This is a genomic window from Ensifer sp. CCNWLY38, from assembly GCF_037120565.1.
Classification (GTDB): domain Bacteria; phylum Pseudomonadota; class Alphaproteobacteria; order Rhizobiales; family Rhizobiaceae; genus Ensifer; species Ensifer adhaerens_H.
In genome coordinates, this window is record NZ_JBBBBO010000002.1 from 309365 (window position 1) to 330319 (window position 20955).

A 20955-nucleotide genomic window follows, 5' to 3' on the forward strand; every position below is an offset into this window, starting at 1 on the left:
CAGAGTGCCGATTTCAAGCGCGCGTTCAAGTCCGAGGTACGATTTTCCCGTGTAGTTCGGCCGCCTCCGACTAAAGTAGAATAAGCTGTCACGGCGCTCTGCCCATTGTTTGTGCAAACCCGTTACTCTTCGTCGGTTTGAGCACGGGCGGACGGTTGCCGCCGGCGCGTCAGCCGCGCGAATCGGTGTGGAAAGACGGCCACAGAGAGGTGCCTGAACGTCTTACTGCAACGTTGCAGTCTTGAAATCGTATGATTTTTGAGATCGGATGTGCGCACCAACGGAGGACGCCGAAACCCATGACTGCCATGATCCGCAACCCGATCCTGAAGGGGTTCAACCCGGACCCTTCGATCTGCCGCGTCGGCGACGATTACTACATCGCGACCTCCACCTTCGAATGGTATCCGGGCGTGCAGATCCATCATTCGCGCGATCTGGTGAACTGGCGGCTCGTGCGTCGGCCGCTGGAGCGGGCAAGCCAGCTCGACATGCGCGGCAACCCTGATAGCTGCGGCGTGTGGGCGCCGTGTCTGTCCTACAACGACGGGCTGTTCTGGCTGGTTTATACCGACGTCAAGCGCTTCGACGGCAACTTCAAGGACGCGCACAACTACATCGTTACGGCGGAGGCGATCGAGGCGACCTGGTCGGATCCGGTCTACGTCAATTCCTCCGGATTCGATCCGTCGCTCTTCCACGACGACGATGGCCGCAAGTGGTTCCTCAACATGAAATGGAACCATCGCACGGAGAGTTTCGGCGGTTCGCCGAAGCATCCGGCTTTCGACGGCATTTTGCTGCAGGAGTGGGACGAACGTACACGCAAGCTCGTCGGTCCGGTGAAGAACATCTTTGCGGGCTCGGCGCTCGGCCTGGTCGAAGGGCCGCATCTCTTCAAACGCAATGGCTGGTACTACCTGACGACGGCGGAAGGTGGCACCGGATATGATCATGCCGTGACCATGGCGCGGTCGCGCACGATCGATGGTCCCTACGAGATGCATCCGGATACCTACCTGATCACATCAAAGGATCACCCGGAGGCGCCGTTGCAGCGCGCCGGCCACGGGCAATATGTCGAAACACCTGATGGTCAGGCCTATCACACCCATCTTGCCGGCCGGCCGTTGCTGCCGCAGCGCCGCTGCACGCTCGGCCGCGAGACGGCGCTGCAGAAATGTGTGTGGCGAGACGACGGCTGGCTCTATCTCGAAAGCGGCGGCCCGGTGCCGGAGGTCGTGGTGCCTGCGCCGGCACCGGTAGAGCAGGTGGCGGCCCCGAGCGTCGTTGAGACGGATTTCAATGACTATGCGCTTCCGATCGAGTTCCAGTGGCTGCGCACACCGCAGCCGGAGCGGATCTTTTCGCTGGAATGGCGGCCTGGGCATCTCCGGCTCTTCGGGCGCGAGAGCATCGGCAGTTGGTTCGAGCAGGCGCTGGTCGCCCGCCGACAGGAACATCACTCCTTCCGTGCCGAGACGACAGTCGATTTCAAGGCCGAAACCTATCAGCAGGTCGCGGGCCTGACGCATTACTACAACCGCCACAAGTTCCATGCGCTCGGCATCACCTGGCACGAGACGCTCGGGCGGGCGCTGACCATCCTCTCATGCCCCGGCGATTTCCCGCATGGGCGGCTGGAGTTCCCTGTCGGCAGCGGCATCGCCATCCCCGACGGTCCGATCGACCTTGCCATGGAGATCCGCGACAACGATCTGCAGTTCTTCTGGCGGGAGACGCGAACAGGGGATTGGCACGCGATCGGTCCGGTTCTCGATGCGGGCGCCGTTTCGGACGAGGGCGGTCGCGGCGAACATGGATCCTTCACCGGCGCTTTTGCCGGCCTGTTCGCCTTCGACACGTCGGGGGGCGGCAAGTCGGCCGATTTCGACCATTTCCGCTACGTCAGCCTTGCGGAAGGTTGAATAATGGATATTAGGAATACAGCATAAGCGACGGATATCATTACGTATTTGTAACGCGGGGTTTCATATTCGGTTCAGGAAGCGGGGCCTATTTTCCGGGTGAAGACAACGAAAGGACACCCGAATGAAACGTCTCCTGATCGCGCTCGTCGCCAGCTCCGTTCTGATCACGCCGGTCGCGGCACTTGCCCAGCCGGCAGGATCCTTCGAGGTGGCGCAGAACTATGACCGCACGCGGCGCCCCGTTGATCGTCACGTCGATCGCCATGTGGATCGCCACGTCGACAAGCACGTCACGATCGAGAAGCGGGTGATCGTCAGGAAGAAGGAACGCTGGGCACGCGGTCATCGCCTGACGCCGGCCGAGCGTCGCCACATGGCCCAGGTGCGCGACTACCGCTACTACAGGCTGCGCCCGCCGCCGCGCGGCCAGCAGTGGGTACGGGTCGACAACGACTTCCTGCTGATCAGCCTTGCAACCGGCGTCATCGTCGGGCTGGCGAGCGCGCGGTGAGGATAATCTTCTGGCCAGGGGCGGTTGCGCCGCCCCTGGCCAGCAATGGCATTTCTATCATTCTGAGGATGCCCCCGGACGCCTGGCACCGACCAAGACCTCCCTCATCTCTGTGCTTGTCACAGAGATCCAGCCGCCGTGCGTCGGCACGGCGAAAGGAATGCTGGACGCCTGGAGTTTTCTCGCGCCGCCGACGCGGCGCGGCTGGATTCCTGTGACAAGCACAGGAATGAGGGAGGTTTTTGCGGCTGGTGCACTTCACAAGCGCCTCTTCGAGCCTTTGTTTGCCCTTTCACTTGGCGCGCACCGCTACCGTTCCGAGGGTCGGCGAGTTTCCCGCTCGCCAAACAGTAACCACTCGACCTCGCCCGGTACCTCAGGTGTCTCCTCATCCCCAGCCGTTTCCCCTAGAAACGGATCGAACATCGGCACCGGCCGCCCGGCGGCGCTGAGCGCCATGCACATGAAGCGCAGTCGGCGTGGAGTATGCACGGCTTCTGCCATCAGTCGGCTCGCGGCGACCAGTTGGCGAAGGGATCGGCGAGGTCACGCCAGCGCTCCGGTCGGAAGGCTTCCTCCGCGATGAGGCAGGCGTCGAGTTCGGCGCGAAGCTCTGCCTCGCTCATCGGATCTGCGCCGATGAAGACGATCTCCTGTCGTCGGTCGCCCCAGACCGGATCGATGTAGGGACCGACCGCGGCGAGAAACCCGGGTTCACGCGGCCATTGCTCCTTCGGTACTGCGGACCACCAGAGGCCCGCCTTGCCGGTCCTGACGAGCGGACCCGCCTGGCTGATCCCGCCGACATAATGCGGACGGGTTGCGAGCCAGAAGAAGCCCTTGGCGCGCAGAACCCCCGGCCAGGAGCGGTTGAGGAACGCGTGGAAGCGCATGGGATCGAGGGGTTGCCGCGCGCGATAGACGAAGGAGCGGATGCCGTATTCCTCCGTCTCCGGAATATGGTCCTTGAAGCCATTGAGCTCCTTGTACCAGAGCGGGTGCTGCTCGGCCTTGACAAGATCGAAGCGGCCGGTGCCGAGCACGTCGCGAAGCCTGACCTTGCCGAAGTCGGTTTCGATCAGGTGAGCATCCGGATTGAGGCCGACGATTATCTTGCGGGCAGCGTCCACCTGTTCGGGCGTGGCGGTGCCGATCTTGTTCAAAACGACGACATCGGCAAACTCGATCTGCTCGACAAGCAAGTCGACGAGCGTGCGCGCATCGCCTTCGCCTGCCGTCTCACCGCGATCGGCAAGGAAATCGAGCGAGGAATAGTCCGCGATCAGGTTCACGGCATCGACGACGGTGACCATCGTGTCGAGGCGGGCGACATCGGCAAGGCTATCGCCGTCCTCGTCGCGAAAATCGAAGGTGGTGGCGACGGGCAGGGGCTCGGAAATGCCGCTCGATTCGATCAACAGATAATCGAAGCGGTTCTGTTCGGCGAGGTTGCGGACCTCTTTCAATAGGTCGTCGCGCAGCGTGCAACAGATGCAGCCATTGGTCATTTCCACCAGCTGCTCTTCCGTGCGCGAGAGGCCGGCACCGCCATCGCGCACCAGCGCCGCGTCGATGTTGACTTCGCTCATGTCGTTGACGATGACGGCGACGCGCAGCCCGTCGCGATTGGAAAGCACGTGGTTGAGCAGCGTCGTCTTGCCGGCGCCAAGGAAGCCGGAGAGAACGGTGACAGGGAGCTTCTCCATCGATTATTCCTGTATGTTATATCGTTACGTTTGTTGCGGGTAAAAAGGGCGAGCACGATCGCCCGCCTCAGCCTGCTGACAAAGCCGCCTCTGATCGGGAGGGCCCGCCGATGAAGGCAGGGCCAACGCCTCCGTCATTCCTGTGCTTGTCACAGGAATCCAGCTGGCCCAAGTCATTGGGCCGGAGGATTCTTTTGACCCGACGGACGTCGGGTCGCTAGATCCCCGCCACAAGGGCGAGGATGACGGAGTGTGGGGTAACCGCTCGCAAGCATGCCATCTCACGCTTTGCCAGCGGAGCGAGGCGGGCGCTTCCCCACATTCGAGAGAAGCGAACGCCCACCCATACCGTCTTGGGAGGACGGATCAGCTTGCCGAGGCGAGGCAGGTTTTCAGCGACGTGCCGATTCCTTCCATCAGCTGGAAGTAGAGATCCGGGCCGGCATCGAGCGTTCCCGCTTCCGCGTCGAGTGTGCCGGACTTCGCTGGTGTTCCCTCGATCACCACGTTGATCAGCTTCGGCTCGAACTGCGGTTCGGCAAAGACGCAGGTCGCGCCAAGTTCCTTGATCTTGGCGTGGATCTGAGAGAGCCGCTCGGCACCCGGCAGCACTTCCGGGCTGACCGTGATCGAGCCGGCGACGCGGACCTTGTAACGGTGCTCGAAATACTGGAAGGCGTCGTGGAAAACGATGAAGGGCTTGTCCTTCACCGGCGCTACCGTTTCCGTGAGTTTGGCGTCGAGCCCATCCAGCCGCTTGTTCAATGCCTCGAGATTGGCCTTGTAGGCGCTGGCATTGTCCGGATCGGCTTCGGCGAGCGTCTTCTCGATCTCGGCAGCCATTGCCTTGGCGTTCACAGGGTCGAGCCACATATGCATGTCGGTATCGCCGTGGCCATGCTCATGATCATGGCCGTGATCGTGCCCGGCGGCAGCTTCCGGGGCTGCGGCGTGATCATGCTCCGCTTCGCTCTCTTCGTGCTTGTGTCCTTCTTCCCCGTGGCCCTCATCTCCGTGGTCGTGGGCTTCGAAGGCGCCGCCTTCGCGGAATTTCAGCTTCTCGATGCCCGGCGCTTCGCTGAGTTCCACCACCTTGGCGCTGCCCGAGAGCGCATCAAGCGGCTTGTCGAGGAAGGCTTCAAGGCCGGGGCCGACCCAGAAGACCACTTTTGCCGCCTGCAGGGCAGAGGCGTTGGACGGCTTCATGTTGTAGGTGTGCGGCGAAGCGGCGCCCTCGACGATCAGCGACGGTTCGCCGACGCCCTGCATGATCGAGGCGACGAGGGAGTGGATCGGCTTGATCGAAACCACCACATTGGGACCGGCAGCGGTGGCGGGCGCGGCAAGCAGCATGGTGGAGGCAAAAAGCAGGGCGGAAGTCGATTTCATCGGGTTCTCCGGGCTTGAATGGCGCGCCTGGCCCTATCGACCGGGCACGCTGTCGGGCATGCAAAGCATCGATGCAACAGGCCATTGAAGGGCTTGAAGCAGCAATGTAATGTTATTACATCAATTGCGTTATGCTATAACGTGTGCGATAGCCAGTGGCAACCATCCAATTCGGAATTTTTTCATGCTGAATGTCCGCTCCCCAGAAACGCTGCCGCTGGTCAATCTCAGCAATGCCGGCGTGCGCCGCAACGGCCGCTGGCTGGTGCGCGGCGTCGAGTTCTCGATCAGCCCGGGCGAGATCGTCACGCTGATCGGGCCGAACGGCTCGGGCAAGTCGACGACGGCAAAGACGGCGATCGGTGTGCTTAAACCCGACGAGGGCTATGTCGAGCGCAAGCCTGGCCTCAAGGTTGGCTACGTGCCGCAGAAGCTGGCGGTCGACTGGACGCTGCCTTTGACGGTGGAGCGGTTGATGACGCTGACCGGACCCTTGAAGGGCAGGGAGATCGAGGAGGCGCTGTCAGCGACCGGCGTGTTGCATCTGGCCAAAGCCGAAGTCCAGCATCTCTCAGGCGGCGAGTTCCAGCGGGCGCTGCTTGCCCGTGCCATCGCCCGCAAGCCCGACCTGCTGGTGCTGGACGAACCGGTACAGGGCGTCGATTTCAGCGGCGAGATCGCGCTTTACGAACTGATCAAGCAGATCCGCAACCGCACCGGCTGCGGCATCCTGCTGATCTCGCACGACCTGCATATCGTGATGGCGGAGACCGATACGGTCGTCTGCCTGAATGGCCATGTCTGCTGCCGCGGCACGCCGCAGGCCGTCAGCCAGAGCCCGGAATACCTGAAGCTCTTCGGCAGGCGCGCGGCCAATACGCTTGCGGTCTACAGCCACCACCATGACCACACCCATCTGCCCGATGGCCGGGTGCTCCATGCCGATGGATCGATCACCGAACATTGTTTCCCCGGTGACGGCCACCACCACGAAGACGAGGAAAACGTGCACGACCATGGCGAGGATTGCGGGTGCGGCCACCATACGCGGCTGCATGGTTACGACATGAAGGAGAAGCGCGATGCTTGACGATTTCTTCGTGCGCGCGCTCATTGCCGGCATCGGCATCGCCGTCATGGCCGGGCCGCTCGGCTGCTTCGTCATCTGGCGGCGCATGGCCTATTTCGGCGACACCATGGCGCATTCGGCGCTGCTCGGCGTGGCGCTGTCGCTGCTTCTTGAACTCAACCTGATGCTCAGCGTCTTCATCGTTGCCGCCGTCGTCTCGGTGCTGCTTCTCTTCCTGCAGCGGCGCGGGGCGCTTTCAACCGATGCGCTACTCGGCATTCTCTCCCATTCGGCGCTCTCCTTCGGCCTCGTCATCGTCGCCTTCATGACCTGGGTGCGCATCGATCTCGTCGGCTTCCTCTTCGGCGACATTCTGGCTGTCTCCGAATCCGACATCGACATCATCTGGGGCGGCGGCATCCTCGTCATCTTCGCCATCGTCTATCTCTGGCGGCCGCTCTTGGCCTCCACGGTCAATCCGGAACTGGCGGAGGCGGAGGGGCTGCAGCCCGAGCGCACGCGGCTCTTCTTCATGCTGCTGATGGCGCTTGTCATCGCGATCGCCATGAAGATCGTCGGTATCCTCCTGATCACCTCGCTGCTGATCATCCCGGCGGCAACCGCGCGCCGCTTCTCGACCTCGCCGGAGGTGATGGCGGTTCTCGCCTCCGTCATCGGTGCGCTTGCCGTCACCGGCGGACTTTTCGGTTCGCTGCACTGGGATACGCCATCGGGTCCGTCTATCGTCGTTGCAGCCGTTGGGCTTTTCGTTCTCAGTCTACTACCGATCGGCCGCCGCCCGGTTGAGGCGGCGCATCATTCTACGCCTGGAGGGCACCACTGATGGCTACGCAGCAACTGACCAAGAACCAGACGCTGGTGATGGATGCGCTCAGCCATTCCGAAGGGCCGATGAGCGCCTACACCATCCTCGACAAGCTGCGCGATCACGGCTTCCGCGCGCCGCTGCAGGTCTACCGGGCGCTCGACAAACTGCTCGAATACGGCATGGTGCACCGGCTGGAGAGCCTGAACGCCTTCGTCGCCTGTAGCTGCCCGCATGATCATGAGCACGACCATGGCGTCACCGCCTTTACCATCTGCGAAGGCTGCGGCCAGGTCACGGAGTTCCATGACGAGGCGATCGAGCAGCGGCTTTCGACGCTGACGCGGGGGCAGAACTTCAAGACCGAGAAGACCACGATCGAGATCCGCGGCCACTGCCAGAGCTGCGCCTGAGTCCGGTTCCGCCAATTCAGGGCGGAACCGCTTTCGCGCCTTTCGTTCCGTTGATCTGCTTCAGTCCAGCCGGGTCAGGTCCGAAGCGTAGCGCCGCCAGTTCTTGACGTAATGCGCTGCCGAGCGCTTCAGGCCCTCGACGGCCGCATCGTCCAGCGTACGGATCGCCTTGGCAGGCGCGCCGACGATCAGCGAATTATCCGGGAATTCCTTGCCCTCGGTCACCAGCGCATTGGCGCCGACCAGGCAGTTACGGCCGATCTTGGCGCCGTTGAGCACGGTCGCGCCCATGCCGATCAGCGAGTTCTCGCCGATGGTGCAGCCATGGATGACGGCGCCGTGGCCGATGGTGCAGCCTTCGCCGATCGTGACCGGGAAGCCCGGGTCGACATGGATGACGACATTTTCCTGGATATTGGTGCGCGCGCCGAGCCGGATCGGCTCGTTGTCGCCGCGTAGCGTCACGCCAAACCAGATGCCGACCTCGTCGCCAATCTCGACCTGACCGATGACGTTCGCATCCGGCGCCACCCAGTAGCTGCCTTTCGGTGGCGTCTGCGGGCGAAGCGATCCAAGGGCATAAAGCGGCATCGGCAGGTATCCTTCGTGTCGTCTGAAATGATGCAATGCCAGGAAGCGCGCGTCACGCCGCTCCTGGCACGGTTCCCCTAGAGAACTGTAACCGCAAGGGCCGCAACGCCATCGACGCCACAGGTGACCTCGTCGCCGCGCACCACGGCGCCCACGCCCGATGGCGTGCCGGTCATGATGACGTCACCGGGAGCGAGCGTGAAGAGCTTGGAGAGCTCGGCGATGATCTCCGGCACCTTCCAGATCATCTGCTCGAGATCGCCCTGCTGGCGCATTTCGCCATTCACCTTCAGCCAGATATTGCCGTTGATCGGATGGCCGATCGCTTCGGCCGGCGCGATCGCCGAGACCGGGGCGGAATGTTCGAAGGCCTTGGCGGCGGTCCAGGGCTTTCCGGCCTTCTTGGCCTCGGCCTGCAGGTCGCGGCGGGTGAAGTCGATGCCGACGGCATAGCCGTAGACGCAATCCAGCGCGTCCTCGACGGCGATGTCGCTGCCGCCGCGCTTCAGCGCCACGACGAGTTCGACCTCGTGATGGACGTCGGAGGTCAGTGGCGGATAGGGGAAGGCGCTACCGGCGGCAAGCAGGTTGTCCGGATTCTTCTGGAAGAAGAACGGCGGTTCGCGATCCGGGTCGTGACCCATTTCGATCGCGTGGGCGGCATAGTTGCGGCCGACGCAATAGACCCGGCGAACCGGAAAGCCGACCAGACTGCCGGAGATCGGCAGCAGCACGGGAAGCGGAGGAGGGATGATAGTTTCCATGATCGTCCGGTCTTGGGCGTCCATCGGTCTCAACGGACAGAAAGATCGCTGCGCATTTGATGGGCGCTCGCCGTCGACCGAGTGCGGTTTCAAGCGAGGCAGGGAAGATTCCGGACGTTACTGCATAAATCCGCGAATCGGAATCGATCCGATGAAAAATAAGACGAAGGATTGAGAAGGGTTTTTGTGGCTGAAGCGCGCCCGGACGGGCGCGCGAGATCACGGCACCAGAGAGGCTGCCGTGATCGGCAAACTCAGGCGCAGTGTGCGTAGGCCTGAAGCTGATCTCTGGTCAGGAACCGACCGTCGGAACGCGAATTGAGCTCCGGGTGGCTGTATTCGAGGCTGGGGACTTCGGGAAGCTGAAGGGCCTGGCGCACGGTCATGATGCCGAGATCGCGGCGGCCGCCTTCACGCTTCACGGTGACTTCAACGATGCGATAGAGATTGCTCTCGCTCATATGTTCTCTCCCGTATATCGTTTTTTTTGGTATCCCTTATGGGAATTAAGCGCTCCGAAATTGGTTTTTGTGAGGCACCTCAGAATATAGACGGAAGAAGTGAAGGCTTCACGACAGAAATCGGGCCGTTTCTGGAAAAATCATGCATGATTGGGCGATAATGCGCCGAAAAAATGCAGTTTTTGGGCAAATGCCCGGTATCTGAGCCGTTCATCGACGAGTATCGGGGTCTGCGGCTTCAACTAAAAGGCCATCTTGCGCCCGCCGTTGGCGAGCGTTCGCCGCTTGGAGCGGCGGGATCCGGTCCGGCGCGGCTGCGCCTCAGTGGGCGTCCAGCTCGGCCTCTTCGGCGGCCGATATGAACAGCGTTCGCGCCTCTTCGGCCGTGCGGCGCCCATCGATGGCGGCGCGGCAGGCACTGCGGGCGGCAACATAGAACGGCCCGCGGCGGGGCCAATGGTCGGCAAGGCAGGCGAGCGCGTCTGAGGGGCCTTTCACGGTGCGGCACATACCGCCAACAAAGTCGAGCTCGATCGGCTGTTTCCAGACTAATTGCATGCGTCTCCTCCTCGAGATCATCTCAATGAATGTCGGCACTGCGGCTGTCGGCCCCTTGGCTCCTCTCAAGTGGCATCGACAGTCGATCTTGCTAATGTAGCGCAGGAGGACGGATTTGTAAGCAGCTTTTCCGTGTTTGATCAGCGCGCTGCAAGCGCTGGCGGTGCGCGACGATGGCCGAAATGGACGCCGCGATCCTAAAGGGAGGCGTCGTGCTGTAGGCGCTCGGCAAAGACGCGGCCGGCAAGAAGCAGGTGCATCTCGTTGGTATTGCCGGCGAGGTAGTCGTCGATCAGCATCCGGGCATGCCGCCGCGCCCGTTCGCCGTCGCGTGCCCAGCCCTGTTCCCGGCAAAGCTCGTCGAAGACACGCTGCAGCCTCTCCATGTCGCCCTTCGACAGGGCAAGGCATTGTGTCGCTCGCAAAGGGGCCACCTGTTCCTCCCGCAGCACCCATTTCCCCGCCGGGCACTATGGCAGAACGCGGCCGAATTGAACCCCTTGGGAATGAGGGGTTCCAATGGTCCAGCGGTTGATCGGAGATCGGCGTATCAGGCCGCCGGCGCGACGCGGTCGACCTTGGTGCGGCGACCGCCTTCTTCTATGCGGTAATAGTCGGAGCCGATCAGCGCGTACTGGTCGCAGCGCCGGCCGCCGTCTTCGAATGTGATGCAGACTTCGTCCCCGGTGATCGTGTAGGTCCCGCCGTCGCGCACTTCGTAGTCACGATAGCCGTAGCGACCGTCGGCGAAAAAGGTGGAATTGACGCCGTTGAGGTTGTAGCGCAGCGTCTTGCCAACGAGGAAGGCCTGGAGCGCATCGCCCGAAAGCGTCGGTACGGAGGGGGCGGCAGGCCTCGGCCTTGCGACCTCAGGCGCCTCCAACTCCATCGACTGGCATCCGGCCAATAGAAGCGTGAGCAGTGCCGCGATCGCGCGTTTCATGCCGTCCGTCCTTTCCTTGCCAACTGTATCGATACAGGGGCATTGCCTTACCCTGCAGATCCCTCGTTCGAAATCGACTAAAGGGCGGAACTGGGGAGCGGGGTCTTGGCAGTGACCTCTGGCGTCTCGATAGACGCGCGGCGCTGTAATCGCCTTCGGTCGCTTCTGTCAAGTCCGGGAAGCGGTGTGACGGCGGATCGCGTCACGCGTCGTGGCGCGTTGGCGGGCCTGCGTAGTAGAGAAAGAGATCGGCGGACGACTGCGCGCCGGCCATCGCCGCTTCGCCGAACGAGCCTGCGTCTCCCACGTTCTGCCAGGCGGCCTTCAGATCGGCGAGGCAATTGGCGATGGAATCGACGATTGCCTGCTTGTCTTCGGCCTGCATGACGAGAGCCGCAACGGTCGCATTCAGGATCGACAATTGCCCGAGCTGGGCCGCGTCGCCGTGGAGGCGCAGCTCTTCATTGCTCATTTCGTCCGGGGATTTCGACATCGCGTGATTCCTTCGCTTGCTGGTTGCGGCGAAAGGCGATCATTTCCCGACGAAGAAGGCAAGTTGGCCGGAGTTCGGCAAGCGGTTCGGTCCGGCGTTGGTCCTGCAAATACAAGCAGGCGGCCTTTGCCGCCTGCTTCCCAAGAGGGTATCAGAAGATGCTGCCGGCAACGGCCGCGGCAACCGTGGCGGCCAGCGCCGCCAACAGGAACGCTGCACCTATGACGGTCGCTATTGCCCGCCGGCGCCGTGCGCCGCTCCAATCGTAGCTCATGTTTTCGCTCCGACGACGATCATGTCAAAGCGGAACAATCGGAGATTCTGCTTAACAAAACGGAAACCATGCTGCGGCAGACGCGCCCGCCGCAGCCTTGGGGTGATGCCATCAGCCCCGTATCGCAAGCAGTTCAGGAAAGTTGTAGTAGCGTAGTCTCTTGTCGCCGCAGCGGGAATCATTCGTGCTCGCGTCGATGATCTGCCCATCGCGCCAGGCGTAGCCACTCATTAGCAGCCGATGCTGGATCCGTGTTTCCCTGAAGCGGACGCAGAAGGCATAGATCTTGGCATCGGGGTTGAGCAGCACCACGCTCGAGATCTCGGCCATCTTGAACTGGGCACCCTTGGCGCCAACGCCCCGCGCCAATTTCACATAGGCGTTGCGCATGGCTGCCGACGGCGGCTTCTGCGACGCCACAACGGATTCCGGCGCCGGCGGCTGGCAGCCTGAGAGCGCGAGAGCGGCCACGGCGAGAGTGAGGTATTTCAGCATTCAATGTCCCCCTTGAACAAGTCGCAGAGGTTGTAGCCGGCGTGTTTCAACGCCGCAATATCAATTGGATAGGTGGCGGCGCTCACCTGGGCCATTGAGACTTCAAGTTGCGCAAAACGGCAGATCGCGGTGTCGCTTCGCGCGATCTCGCCTTCTCCTGATTTACGCTGTATAAGGCGCCGTCCCGAATGGGAGCTTTGGCGCACCCAATGGCGCCAGCGCTTTGGATCCGCTGGGAGTGCTACATTGTAGCGCCGGAGCGCAAAACCTGAATAACGAGAGCTGATCGAGCATGGCAGAAGGCCGCGCACAGCCCGGAAATCCGGGCAACCGTCACTATTTCAACGCACCGGTTTTCGCCGTGGCGCCGATGATCGACTGGACGGACAGGCACTACCGGTTCTTTGCGCGGCAACTGTCGCGGCATGCGCTGCTCTATACGGAGATGATCGTCGCCGATGCGATCCTGCGCGGCGACAAGCAGAGATTGCTTGGCTTCGATGCTTCAGAGCATCCGGTCGCGCTTCAGCTTGGCGGCAGCGATCCCCGGAAGATGGCGGAGGCGGCTGCTATCGCTGAAGCCTTCGGCTACGACGAGATCAACATGAATGTCGGCTGCCCGTCGGACCGGGTGCAGTCGGGCACGTTCGGCGCGTGCCTGATGCAGGAGCCGGAGACGGTGGCTGCCTGCGTTGCGGCGATGAAGGCGGCGGTGAAGATCCCGGTCACGGTCAAATGCCGCATCGGCGTCGACGAGCAGGACCCGGAAGTGGCCTTGCGAGCACTGGTTTCGCGGGTCGTCGACGCTGGCACGGATGCCGTCTGGGTGCATGCGCGCAAGGCCTGGCTGCAGGGCCTGAGCCCGAGGGAAAACCGCGAGATCCCGCCGCTCGACTATGGTCTGGTGCATCGGCTGAAGCAGGAGAATCCCAATCTTTTCATCGGCATCAATGGCGGCCTTCAGACATTGAATCAGGCGCTTGAGCAGTTGCAGCACCTGGACGGCGTCATGCTCGGCCGTGCGGCCTATCATGATAGTGCCATGCTGACGGCGGCCGATGGGCATTTCCCGCATCCGCTGACGCGGGCGGCACCGGTGATGCAGGAAGCCAACGCCTTCTCCGAGCGCGGCCATCGTCTCGATCTCGATTTCTGGGCGGATGTTCGTGATGTGATGGCGGATTATGCCGCCGTGCATATCGCCAATGGCGGCCGCCTGATCCATGTGACGCGACACATGATCGGCCTGTTCCAGGGGTGGCCGGGGGCGCGGCGCTATCGCCAGTTGCTTTCGGCGGATGCCACCCGCCAAGGTGCCGGGCCCGAGGTCATCCACGCCGCCTTCGACGCGGTATTCGCGGCGACGGCAGCCAAGCAGGCGGCGGAATAGGGTCGACTAGCGCTCGAAGTTTCTTCCCTCATTCCTGTGCTTGTCACAGGAATCCAGCAGCGCCGCGTCCGCGGCGCAGAAGAGGACAGAGGTCAATAGTCGTTGGGGGAGGTCTCGCCGTACCGACGCACGGCCGCTGGATGCCTGTGACAAGCACAGGCATGAGGGGAGCAGATGTAGTGCCTTCCAAAACCTCGTGCCCCCAAACGAAAACGGCGCTCCTTGCGGAGCGCCGTTTCCAAATGAATGTCCGACTGGACGATCCGGCTTAGGCAGCCTGGATGTTGACGGCCTTCGGGCCCTTGCCCATGCGATCCGGCTCGGTGTCGAAGGTGACCTGCTGGCCATCCTTGAGCGTTGCGAGGCCAGCGGCCTGAACGGCGGAGATGTGTACGAACACGTCCTTCGCGCCGCCATCCGGCGTGATGAAGCCGAAGCCCTTGTCCTGGTTGAAGAATTTTACGATGCCCTTGGTGGCCATGGAAGAAGTCCTTTTCCTTCAGTCAATTTGCGTTGCCCGCGCCCCCGAGGGGATGTGGGCATCTCGTCTTCCGCTTGCAAGCGGAAAGGCGTCGAGTGGTCACGATTCGGGGAAAAGACGTCTACGGTGCCGATGCCGGCGGTCCCGGCACGAGGCCGGGCGCAGTGGAAAGTCCAGTCTCCGGGATAGAAATCGCCCGAACGGCGCAAGAAGTGACAGGATTTGCAGAAAAAGGCAAGCGCCTTGTGCGACGCATCAAGGCACGGAGTGTCAGGCTTTGCAAGGCTTTGGCCGGTTCTCGCCACTCCATTCACGCCTCCGGCAGAAAAATCGGGGACGGTCCGTTTCTCGACACAATTTCGTCCCGACCGCGACCGAACGTGCGCGCCGCCGACGAGGCCGGTCGCGGATCTCAGCGGATGACTGTCTCAACGGGGCACCGCGTGCCCGAGGCTTGCACATCTTCGGGATAACGCGCAGGCTTTACCGAAGGTTGGTTCCGTCTTCGCTGGCGATGGCGTAGCCAAGGGCAAAGACGGCGGGCCGACATTTCGCCTGGAGCGGACGAAGGGTCGCCTAGCCTGGACGACGAAGTCGCCTCGGCCGGGCGAATAACCGGGAAGACTGGGCGAAGTGTCGCCCAGAGAATGCGCCGGCTGGCTCGACCGGGTGGCGGAAATGACAGACGAAGTGGGGACAGCGTGATCGACCCTTACGAATTGCTTGGACTGGAACGCGACGCCGACAATCAGGCGATCCGCAGCGCCTATCGCAAGGCAGCGAAATCGGCGCATCCGGATTCCGGCGGCGATCCCGAACAGTTTGCGCGGCTGCAGGTGGCCTATGAGCTGCTCAGGGATCCGGTGCGCCGCAAGGTCTATGACGACACCGGCTACGATCCGCAGCTTGCCGATCCGCGCGACCTCAAGGGGCTGATGATGCTGGAAACGCTGGTCAACGAGTTCATTCTCGACGAGCGCGAGCCGGGTACTTTCGATCCTGTCGCCGCCATGCGGCGCAAGCTCTCCGACGATATCGTCAAGAGCCGCTTCCATATCCTCGAGCTCGAGCGTCACCGCGCCCGCGTGCGCAAGCACCTGGACCGTCTCGGCCGCCGGCCGGAGACCGACGTGCTCGGCTCGATGCTGCGCGCCCGCTCGCGGTCGATCGCCGAGGCAATCAAGAATGCCGACGAGCAGATCAAGACGATCGAGCAGGCCTATGAGATGCTGGAAGGCTACAGCTACGAGCTGGAGGCGCTAGAGATTAAGGCGCACGCGGCGGAGTAAGGCGCCGCCTCGGGCGCTGTCGTGTTCGTCCCGACGAAAGTGAGGCGGCGCGCTTGAAGCGCGGATGCCGGCCACGTGTTCGCCTTCGCGCCGCCGCTGTGCAGCGGTCTCAGTCGGTGTCATAGTCTCCGTCTGTCCCGGGGGCGGGACCTCGGCCGAGCTTAGAGCGAAGGAGAGTGGCATGAGCCGTCGCTTGAACATGCGCGTTGCCTTTCTCCTTCTGGCGATCGTGCTCGCCGCCTATCTCGCAGTCAGCTACTTCCTGGTCCCGGAGCTATGGCTCTTCCACGATGACCGCCGGAAGATTCCGCTCAACCCCATGGTGACATCCACGGAGCAGGGCATTGCCGGCGACCCGATCAATGTCGGACTGGTCGGCTCCAAGGAGCAGATCATCCGTGCCTTTAACGCCGCAGGCTGGGATGCCGCCGACAAGGTCACGCTGCGATCGTCCGTCGACATCGGCCTCAGCGTTGTGCTCGACCGCCCGGATCTCGATGCGCCCGTCAGTCCGCTGTTTTACGAGGGGCGCAAGCAGGATCTTGCCTTCGAAAAGCCGGTCGGCCGCAGTGCCGACCAGCGCAACCATGTGCGCTTCTGGCAGACCCCAACGCCTGCCGAGGGCGGCGGCCCGCTCTGGCTCGGTTCGGCGAGCTTCGACCGCGGCGTGGGCTTGAGCCACGACACCGGCCAGATCACCCACCACATCGGTCCCGATCTCGATGCCGAACGCGATCTGGTGATCGGCGACCTCGACAAGGCCGGACAGGTGTCGCAGACCTATGAAATCCCCGGCATCGGCGCCACGAAAACCGGCCGCAACGGCGGCGGCGACCCCTATTTCACCGACGGCAAGGTTTTGGTCGGCGTGCTCGATGCAGCGCGGAGGTAGCGAAGAGCATATCAAGACGATCGAGCAGGCCTATGAGATGCTGCAAGGCTACTCCTACGAGCTGGAGGCGCTGGAGGTGAAGGCGCACGCAGCGGAGTAGGGCGGGTTCGCCCCCTCGGCAGAAGACAATCGAATGAGGTAAGGACGATTGCTATCTTTGATCGCCGGGTCGAGCCGTCCGCAAGGTCTCGGATGGCAGCTCGCCATAGCTGAGCTGATAGTATCGCGCGAAGGCGCCCAGATTGCCGAAGCCGCAATCAAAAGCCACCGACGTCACGCTTGTTCCGGGGGCCGGAGCGGCAAGCATGGCGTGGGCCTGGGCGAGCCGGACGCGACGCGCGAAGGCGATCGGCGAAATCCCGCGTGCGCGCTTGAACGAATGGAAGAGGCTTCTGGCGCTGGTGTTGGCGACCGCCGCCAGCGCTTCGATCGTGATCGGCTTGTCCCAGTTGTCGCGAATGTATTCTTCGGCGCGACGCACCTGCCAGAGCGCCGCTGCCGGAGAGATCCCTTCCAGCGCCTGGGAGTAGTTGTGCCGCGAATGGCACAGGTACGCGACCATGATCGCTTGCTCCATTTCGGCGAGCAGAAGGGGCGGCATCGGGGCATCGGGCCGACCCAGTTCGCCGGCAGTGAATTCGACCAGCCGGAACAGGGCATCATTCGGTGCGATATCGGCGATCAGGCGCAACGGCGGGTCGACGGGCCTGCCGATCAGGTTCGCCAGTTTCCTCACAAGGCCATCCGGCCTGATCCTGAGGATCAGATGCTCGAAATCCCGCGAGTATCGCAAATACATCCGCGCACCCGGCCCACCGACGATTCCCCGGTTGCGGGCCAATGTGCCCGACGCCCGATCGATGGTCGCGTCACCGTTGCCGCGCAAGGGAAAGCCCTGCAAAAAATGGTCCGACTGCTCGACCAGCGCATGCATCGGAGCGCCATAGCGCGCATAGGTCAGTCCGACGTCATCGATCTGGCAATGGTTCAGTTGGGCATCAAAATCGCGTCCGTGCCCGGGAAAATCTAGCGAGCGAACTGAAAACAGGCCCGACATCAGGGCCAGAAGTTCGTCCGGATCAGCAGTCACCAAATGTGGGAAGCGATCGAGCGGATGCGTGCTGACGGCGTCCATGGGCTGAATCCCGCGCTCCTCGCCCCTTATCCAGCTGCTTGCCGGCAGTCTGCGGCTGATTTTTGCGGGAATCAAGTAGCCCGTCCCCACCCGCTCAAATGAAACTCCCGGATGTCCCGCGGCCATCCTGCCTGTCGTGAAGGCGCGTGGCCAATGGATGCCTGCAGAGGAGGAAGGACATGAGCAAGGACATCAACAAGGACGTCATCGAGGCTCAAGCGGTCGACGGCAAGCCGGTTCGCAGTAGTCTCAGCCGCCGGAGCCTTCTGTTGCTCGGGGGCACTGCACTTGCCGCCGCAGCCTTTGCGCCGCCGGTCGTGACCAGGTCGGCCCGCGCGCAAACCGGCACGAAGCCGCCGAACATTCTTATCCTGTGGGGCGACGATGTCGGCTACTGGAACGTCAGCGCCTACAACCAGGGCATGATGGGTTACAAGACGCCCAACATCGACCGGATCGCCAGCGAAGGCGGGCTGTTCACCGACTACTATGGCCAGCAGAGCTGCACGGCCGGGCGGGCGGCCTTCATCACCGGCCAGTCTCCCTACCGTACCGGGCTCTTGAAGGTCGGCCTGCCGGGCGCGAAGGAGGGCATGCAGGCGGAGGATCCGACCCTTGCCGAACTTCTGAAGCCGCACGGCTATGTGACCGGCCAGTTCGGCAAGAACCATCTCGGCGACCTCGACGAGCATCTGCCGACCGCGCACGGCTTCGACGAGTTCTTCGGCTCCCTCTATCACCTGAATGCCGAAGACGAACCCGAGCATCCGGATTACCCGAAAGACCCGGCGTTCAGGGAGAAGTTCGGCCCGCGCGGCGTGCTCCATACCTATGCGGACGGCCGCATCGAAAACACCGGCCCGCTCACCAAGAAGCGCATGGAGACAATCGATCAGGAGGTCACCGACGCCTCGATCGATTTCCTGAAACGCGCCAAGGAACAGGACAAGCCGTTTTTCCTGTGGTGGAACACAACACGGATGCATGTCTGGACGCGCCTCAAGGCCGAAAGCCAGGGCAAGACCGGACTCGGCATCTACCCCGACGGCATGGTCGAGCATGACGAGATGGTCGGCCAGATGCTGAAGGCGCTCGACGATCTCGGCCTCGCGGAAAACACCATCGTCATGTACTCGACCGACAACGGTGCGGAAAAGTTCACCTGGCCGGATGGCGGCCAGTCGCCGTTCCGCGGCGAGAAGAACACCAACTGGGAAGGCGGATTCCGCGTTCCCTGCGCCGTGCGCTGGCCGGGGGTAATCGAGCCCGGGACGGTCTATAACGACATCGTCGCGCATGAAGACTGGATACCCACTCTTCTGGCGGCGGCGGGCGAACCAGACATCAAGGAGAAGTTGCTCAAGGGTCATTCGGTCGACGCCAAAACCTTCAAGGTGCATCTCGACGGCTACAACATCACCGATTACCTCGCCGGGAAAGGAGAGGATCCGCGCAAGGATTTCATCTACTTCGTCGATGACGGTTCGCTTGTTGGCCTTCGATATCAGCAGTGGAAAGTGGTCTTTGCCGAACAACGCGAGGAGGGCTTCAATGTTTGGCAAGAGCCGTTTGTGCCACTGCGCATACCCAAGTTGTTCAATCTTCGCTCCGATCCATTTGAGACGGCCGACCATGAGGGCATGGATTATGATCGCTGGCGCGTTGAACACATGTTCGTGCTGGTGCCGGCGCAGGCCTATGTCGCCAAGTTCCTGGAGACATTCAAGGAGTTCCCGCCCAGACAGAAGCCGGGCAGTTTCTCGATCGATCAGGTGATGGAGAACCTGCAGGCCTCGCGCGGGAACTAGGCGCATCGCGCCACTTCATGGCCCGACGTGTTGGTGCGCGCTATCGGGGCGGGCGAGGTGCTCCGCCCGCGTGATACGGACCGAATTGAAAACGCGCCGGGACCCATGGGCTCCCGGCGCACCGTCAGCTACTTCACCACCACGTGCAGCTTGCGGCCGAAGGAGAGCCGCAGCGGCAGCGTTTCGGGCCTGACTATCGTCTCGGCACCCTCGACGATGTCTCCAGCGATCCGGATGCTGCGGCCGGCGATTGCCCGCCGTGCCTCGCCCTTCGATGAGGCCAGTCCTGCCCGCACCACGAGGTCGACGAGACCTATGCCCATCAGGCGCTCGGCATCGCTGAGCACCACCGTCGGCAGCCCCTCGGCCGTTTCACCGTCGGCGAATGCCTGCCGCGCCGTCGCCTGCGCCCGCCGGGCTGCATCTGCCCCATGCACCAGCGCAGTCGCTTCATTGGCGAGGCGCTCCTTCACCGCGTTGAGGTCCGCGCCCTCGGCGCGCCCGAGCCTGTCGATCTCGTCGAGCGGAAGATCGGTGAAGAGTTTGAGGAAACGCACCACATCGGCATCCTCGGCATTGCGCCAGAACTGCCAGTAGTCGTAGGGCGACAGCCGGTCCTCGTTGACCCAGATGGCGCCGGCCGCCGTCTTGCCCATCTTGACACCCGAGGCCGTCGTCAAAAGCGGCGTGGTCATGCCGAAGACTTCCGCGCCCTCGATCCGGCGCACCAGGTCGACACCACCAACGATATTGCCCCACTGGTCGCCGCCGCCGAGCTGCAGCCGGCAGCCGGTGCGGCGAAAGAGTTCGAGGAAATCGACCGCCTGCAGGATCATGTAGTTGAACTCGAGGAAGCTCAGGTTCTCCTGCTGCTCCAGCCGCGTCTTCACGCTGTCGAAGGAGAGCATGCGGTTGACGGAAAAATGTTTGCCGACATCGCGGAGCATGTCGATCCAGGCCATCCGGTCGAGCCAGTCGGCATTGTTGACCATCAGCGCATCGGTCGGGCCGTCGCCGAAGGTCAGCAGCCGCTCGAACACTTTCCGGATGCCGGCGACATTGGCTGATATCTCGTCTTCCGACAGCATCGGCCTCGCTGCGGAGCGAAAGCTCGGATCGCCGATCCGCGTGGTGCCGCCGCCGATCAGCACGATCGGCTTGTGCCCGGCCTGTTGCAGCCGTCGAAGCGCCATGATCGGCATGAGATGGCCGACATGCAGACTGTCCGCCGTCGCATCGAATCCAGCATAAACGGGCACGATGCCAGCCGCAAAGGCGCGATCGACACCCTCAAGGTCGGTCACCTGGTTGACATATCCGCGCTCGACCAGCGTCCGGGTGATCGTCGAACGCGGCTGGAAGGGATCGGTGGGGCTGGCGGAATGTGTCATCGGTACTCTCCATGGCATTGCCGCCAGGGAGCACTGAACAAGACAAAGCCGCCTGACGGCGGCTTGTTTCAAGGCATGATCGAAACGCGCCGCTCCCTATGGAGACGTCGCATAATAGTTGGCAGCGATGAGCGCGGTTTTGATC

Annotated in this window: 23 protein-coding genes and 1 pseudogene; 10 read left to right on the forward strand and 14 right to left on the reverse strand. The window is 62.7% G+C overall.

Going from position 1 to position 20955, the window contains the following annotated elements; translation table 11 throughout:
• Positions 1–299 precede the first annotated feature (299 nt).
• Together V7S54_RS05735 and V7S54_RS05740 are read left to right on the forward strand one after the other, a co-directional pair.
• Positions 300–1928 carry a glycoside hydrolase family 43 protein gene (locus V7S54_RS05735; RefSeq protein ID WP_065377079.1) on the forward strand — a complete coding sequence of 543 codons (1629 nt, stop codon included), beginning with the start codon at positions 300–302 and terminating at the stop codon, positions 1926–1928.
• A 124-nt stretch (positions 1929–2052) separates the two neighbouring features.
• Positions 2053–2442 (forward strand): RcnB family protein, encoded by a 390-nt coding sequence (locus tag V7S54_RS05740; RefSeq protein WP_065377078.1) that lies wholly within the window; start codon positions 2053–2055, stop codon positions 2440–2442.
• 503 nt (positions 2443–2945) lie between these two features.
• Here the strand turns inward: V7S54_RS05740 and V7S54_RS05745 are convergent.
• Both V7S54_RS05745 and znuA read right to left on the reverse strand, forming a co-directional pair.
• Entirely contained in the window at positions 2946–4148 is a 1203-nt protein-coding gene (locus tag V7S54_RS05745) for a GTP-binding protein (RefSeq protein WP_065377077.1), read from the reverse strand.
• Between the two features lie 366 nt (positions 4149–4514).
• Complete coding sequence (gene znuA / locus V7S54_RS05750) at positions 4515–5537, reverse strand: zinc ABC transporter substrate-binding protein ZnuA (protein WP_065377076.1); 1023 nt, start codon at positions 5535–5537, stop codon at positions 4515–4517.
• A gap of 184 nt (positions 5538–5721) precedes the next feature.
• Here znuA and V7S54_RS05755 point away from each other — a divergent pair, with 184 nt between their 5' ends.
• Genes V7S54_RS05755 through V7S54_RS05765 form a run of 3 tightly spaced genes read left to right on the forward strand, consistent with a single transcriptional unit; the run spans position 5722 to position 7845 of the window.
• A complete protein-coding gene (locus tag V7S54_RS05755) occupies positions 5722–6627 on the forward strand; it encodes an ATP-binding cassette domain-containing protein (RefSeq protein ID WP_065377075.1) in 906 nt (301 codons plus the stop codon).
• Entirely contained in the window at positions 6620–7450 is an 831-nt protein-coding gene (gene znuB / locus V7S54_RS05760; protein ID WP_058328725.1) for a zinc ABC transporter permease subunit ZnuB, read from the forward strand. The genes V7S54_RS05755 and znuB overlap by 8 nt, the downstream gene beginning before the upstream one ends.
• Positions 7450–7845 (forward strand): Fur family transcriptional regulator, encoded by a 396-nt coding sequence (locus V7S54_RS05765; RefSeq protein ID WP_065377074.1) that lies wholly within the window; start codon positions 7450–7452, stop codon positions 7843–7845. Before znuB ends, V7S54_RS05765 begins: the two co-directional genes overlap by 1 nt.
• A gap of 60 nt (positions 7846–7905) precedes the next feature.
• Here the strand turns inward: V7S54_RS05765 and V7S54_RS05770 are convergent, their stop codons facing one another.
• The 9 genes from V7S54_RS05770 to V7S54_RS05810 all read right to left on the reverse strand — a co-directional run bounded on the left by V7S54_RS05770 (position 7906) and on the right by V7S54_RS05810 (position 12424).
• Positions 7906–8436, reverse strand: coding sequence for a gamma carbonic anhydrase family protein (locus V7S54_RS05770; RefSeq protein WP_065377073.1), 531 nt, complete (start codon positions 8434–8436; stop codon positions 7906–7908).
• Between the two features lie 77 nt (positions 8437–8513).
• On the reverse strand, positions 8514–9200 hold the full coding sequence (locus V7S54_RS05775) for a fumarylacetoacetate hydrolase family protein (RefSeq protein WP_065377101.1): 687 nt from the start codon (positions 9198–9200) through the stop codon (positions 8514–8516).
• A 254-nt stretch (positions 9201–9454) separates the two neighbouring features.
• The gene (locus tag V7S54_RS05780; protein ID WP_065377072.1) at positions 9455–9661 is read right to left on the reverse strand and encodes a hypothetical protein; all 207 of its coding nucleotides are present in this window, start codon (positions 9659–9661) and stop codon (positions 9455–9457) included.
• A gap of 321 nt (positions 9662–9982) precedes the next feature.
• A complete protein-coding gene (locus V7S54_RS05785; RefSeq protein ID WP_083203850.1) occupies positions 9983–10219 on the reverse strand; it encodes a DUF982 domain-containing protein in 237 nt (78 codons plus the stop codon).
• 197 nt (positions 10220–10416) lie between these two features.
• Positions 10417–10653 carry a hypothetical protein gene (locus V7S54_RS05790; protein WP_336408415.1) on the reverse strand — a complete coding sequence of 79 codons (237 nt, stop codon included), beginning with the start codon at positions 10651–10653 and terminating at the stop codon, positions 10417–10419.
• 116 nt (positions 10654–10769) lie between these two features.
• Complete coding sequence (locus V7S54_RS05795) at positions 10770–11162, reverse strand: hypothetical protein (protein ID WP_336408414.1); 393 nt, start codon at positions 11160–11162, stop codon at positions 10770–10772.
• 202 nt (positions 11163–11364) lie between these two features.
• Positions 11365–11655, reverse strand: coding sequence for a hypothetical protein (locus V7S54_RS05800; protein WP_065377071.1), 291 nt, complete (start codon positions 11653–11655; stop codon positions 11365–11367).
• A 151-nt stretch (positions 11656–11806) separates the two neighbouring features.
• Positions 11807–11929: a hypothetical protein gene (locus V7S54_RS05805; protein ID WP_268753079.1), complete on the reverse strand. Its 123-nt coding sequence runs from the start codon at positions 11927–11929 to the stop codon at positions 11807–11809.
• Between the two features lie 111 nt (positions 11930–12040).
• A complete protein-coding gene (locus V7S54_RS05810; RefSeq protein WP_234793210.1) occupies positions 12041–12424 on the reverse strand; it encodes a hypothetical protein in 384 nt (127 codons plus the stop codon).
• 292 nt (positions 12425–12716) lie between these two features.
• Here V7S54_RS05810 and dusA point away from each other — a divergent pair, with 292 nt between their 5' ends.
• A complete protein-coding gene (gene dusA / locus V7S54_RS05815) occupies positions 12717–13814 on the forward strand; it encodes a tRNA dihydrouridine(20/20a) synthase DusA (RefSeq protein WP_065377070.1) in 1098 nt (365 codons plus the stop codon).
• Positions 13815–14082: 268 nt separating this feature from the next.
• On the opposite strand, the gene V7S54_RS05820 is transcribed toward dusA, so the two are convergent.
• Positions 14083–14295 (reverse strand): cold-shock protein, encoded by a 213-nt coding sequence (locus V7S54_RS05820; protein ID WP_034788487.1) that lies wholly within the window; start codon positions 14293–14295, stop codon positions 14083–14085.
• A gap of 647 nt (positions 14296–14942) precedes the next feature.
• Between V7S54_RS05820 and V7S54_RS05825 the strand changes: the two genes are divergently transcribed.
• From V7S54_RS05825 to V7S54_RS05835, 3 genes and pseudogenes are all read left to right on the forward strand, one after another.
• Entirely contained in the window at positions 14943–15584 is a 642-nt protein-coding gene (locus V7S54_RS05825; protein WP_141679579.1) for a J domain-containing protein, read from the forward strand.
• A 181-nt stretch (positions 15585–15765) separates the two neighbouring features.
• Complete coding sequence (locus V7S54_RS05830; RefSeq protein ID WP_065377068.1) at positions 15766–16476, forward strand: LssY C-terminal domain-containing protein; 711 nt, start codon at positions 15766–15768, stop codon at positions 16474–16476.
• Between the two features lie 10 nt (positions 16477–16486).
• Positions 16487–16576: pseudogene (locus V7S54_RS05835) on the forward strand (molecular chaperone DnaJ); the annotation flags it as partial.
• A 51-nt stretch (positions 16577–16627) separates the two neighbouring features.
• On the opposite strand, the gene V7S54_RS05840 reads toward V7S54_RS05835, so the two are convergent.
• A complete protein-coding gene (locus V7S54_RS05840) occupies positions 16628–17737 on the reverse strand; it encodes an AraC family transcriptional regulator (protein WP_336408412.1) in 1110 nt (369 codons plus the stop codon).
• Positions 17738–17790: 53 nt separating this feature from the next.
• On the opposite strand from V7S54_RS05840, the gene V7S54_RS05845 reads away from it, so the two are divergent.
• Positions 17791–19419 carry an arylsulfatase gene (locus tag V7S54_RS05845; RefSeq protein WP_336408411.1) on the forward strand — a complete coding sequence of 543 codons (1629 nt, stop codon included), beginning with the start codon at positions 17791–17793 and terminating at the stop codon, positions 19417–19419.
• A 128-nt stretch (positions 19420–19547) separates the two neighbouring features.
• Here V7S54_RS05845 and tyrS read toward each other — a convergent pair whose 3' ends face one another.
• Positions 19548–20810 carry a tyrosine--tRNA ligase gene (tyrS, locus tag V7S54_RS05850; RefSeq protein ID WP_065377066.1) on the reverse strand — a complete coding sequence of 421 codons (1263 nt, stop codon included), beginning with the start codon at positions 20808–20810 and terminating at the stop codon, positions 19548–19550.
• Positions 20811–20955: the final 145 nt, after the last annotated feature.

Coding starts and splice junctions, on each gene's coding strand:
- dusA (WP_065377070.1), top strand. CDS start 12,717: ATGGCAGAAGGCCGCGCACAGCCCGGAAATCCGGGCAACCGTCACTAT.
- V7S54_RS05770 (WP_065377073.1), bottom strand. CDS start 8,436: ATGCCGCTTTATGCCCTTGGATCGCTTCGCCCGCAGACGCCACCGAAA.
- znuA (WP_065377076.1), bottom strand. CDS start 5,537: ATGAAATCGACTTCCGCCCTGCTTTTTGCCTCCACCATGCTGCTTGCC.
- znuB (WP_058328725.1), top strand. CDS start 6,620: ATGCTTGACGATTTCTTCGTGCGCGCGCTCATTGCCGGCATCGGCATC.
- V7S54_RS05820 (WP_034788487.1), bottom strand. CDS start 14,295: ATGGCCACCAAGGGCATCGTAAAATTCTTCAACCAGGACAAGGGCTTC.
- V7S54_RS05800 (WP_065377071.1), bottom strand. CDS start 11,655: ATGTCGAAATCCCCGGACGAAATGAGCAATGAAGAGCTGCGCCTCCAC.
- V7S54_RS05775 (WP_065377101.1), bottom strand. CDS start 9,200: ATGGAAACTATCATCCCTCCTCCGCTTCCCGTGCTGCTGCCGATCTCC.
- V7S54_RS05735 (WP_065377079.1), top strand. CDS start 300: ATGACTGCCATGATCCGCAACCCGATCCTGAAGGGGTTCAACCCGGAC.
- V7S54_RS05795 (WP_336408414.1), bottom strand. CDS start 11,162: ATGAAACGCGCGATCGCGGCACTGCTCACGCTTCTATTGGCCGGATGC.
- V7S54_RS05840 (WP_336408412.1), bottom strand. CDS start 17,737: ATGGCCGCGGGACATCCGGGAGTTTCATTTGAGCGGGTGGGGACGGGC.
- V7S54_RS05740 (WP_065377078.1), top strand. CDS start 2,053: ATGAAACGTCTCCTGATCGCGCTCGTCGCCAGCTCCGTTCTGATCACG.
- V7S54_RS05830 (WP_065377068.1), top strand. CDS start 15,766: ATGAGCCGTCGCTTGAACATGCGCGTTGCCTTTCTCCTTCTGGCGATC.
- V7S54_RS05780 (WP_065377072.1), bottom strand. CDS start 9,661: ATGAGCGAGAGCAATCTCTATCGCATCGTTGAAGTCACCGTGAAGCGT.
- V7S54_RS05845 (WP_336408411.1), top strand. CDS start 17,791: ATGAGCAAGGACATCAACAAGGACGTCATCGAGGCTCAAGCGGTCGAC.
- V7S54_RS05810 (WP_234793210.1), bottom strand. CDS start 12,424: ATGCTGAAATACCTCACTCTCGCCGTGGCCGCTCTCGCGCTCTCAGGC.
- V7S54_RS05805 (WP_268753079.1), bottom strand. CDS start 11,929: ATGAGCTACGATTGGAGCGGCGCACGGCGCCGGCGGGCAATAGCGACC.
- V7S54_RS05785 (WP_083203850.1), bottom strand. CDS start 10,219: ATGCAATTAGTCTGGAAACAGCCGATCGAGCTCGACTTTGTTGGCGGT.
- V7S54_RS05825 (WP_141679579.1), top strand. CDS start 14,943: ATGCGCCGGCTGGCTCGACCGGGTGGCGGAAATGACAGACGAAGTGGG.
- V7S54_RS05765 (WP_065377074.1), top strand. CDS start 7,450: ATGGCTACGCAGCAACTGACCAAGAACCAGACGCTGGTGATGGATGCG.
- V7S54_RS05745 (WP_065377077.1), bottom strand. CDS start 4,148: ATGGAGAAGCTCCCTGTCACCGTTCTCTCCGGCTTCCTTGGCGCCGGC.
- V7S54_RS05755 (WP_065377075.1), top strand. CDS start 5,722: ATGCTGAATGTCCGCTCCCCAGAAACGCTGCCGCTGGTCAATCTCAGC.
- tyrS (WP_065377066.1), bottom strand. CDS start 20,810: ATGACACATTCCGCCAGCCCCACCGATCCCTTCCAGCCGCGTTCGACG.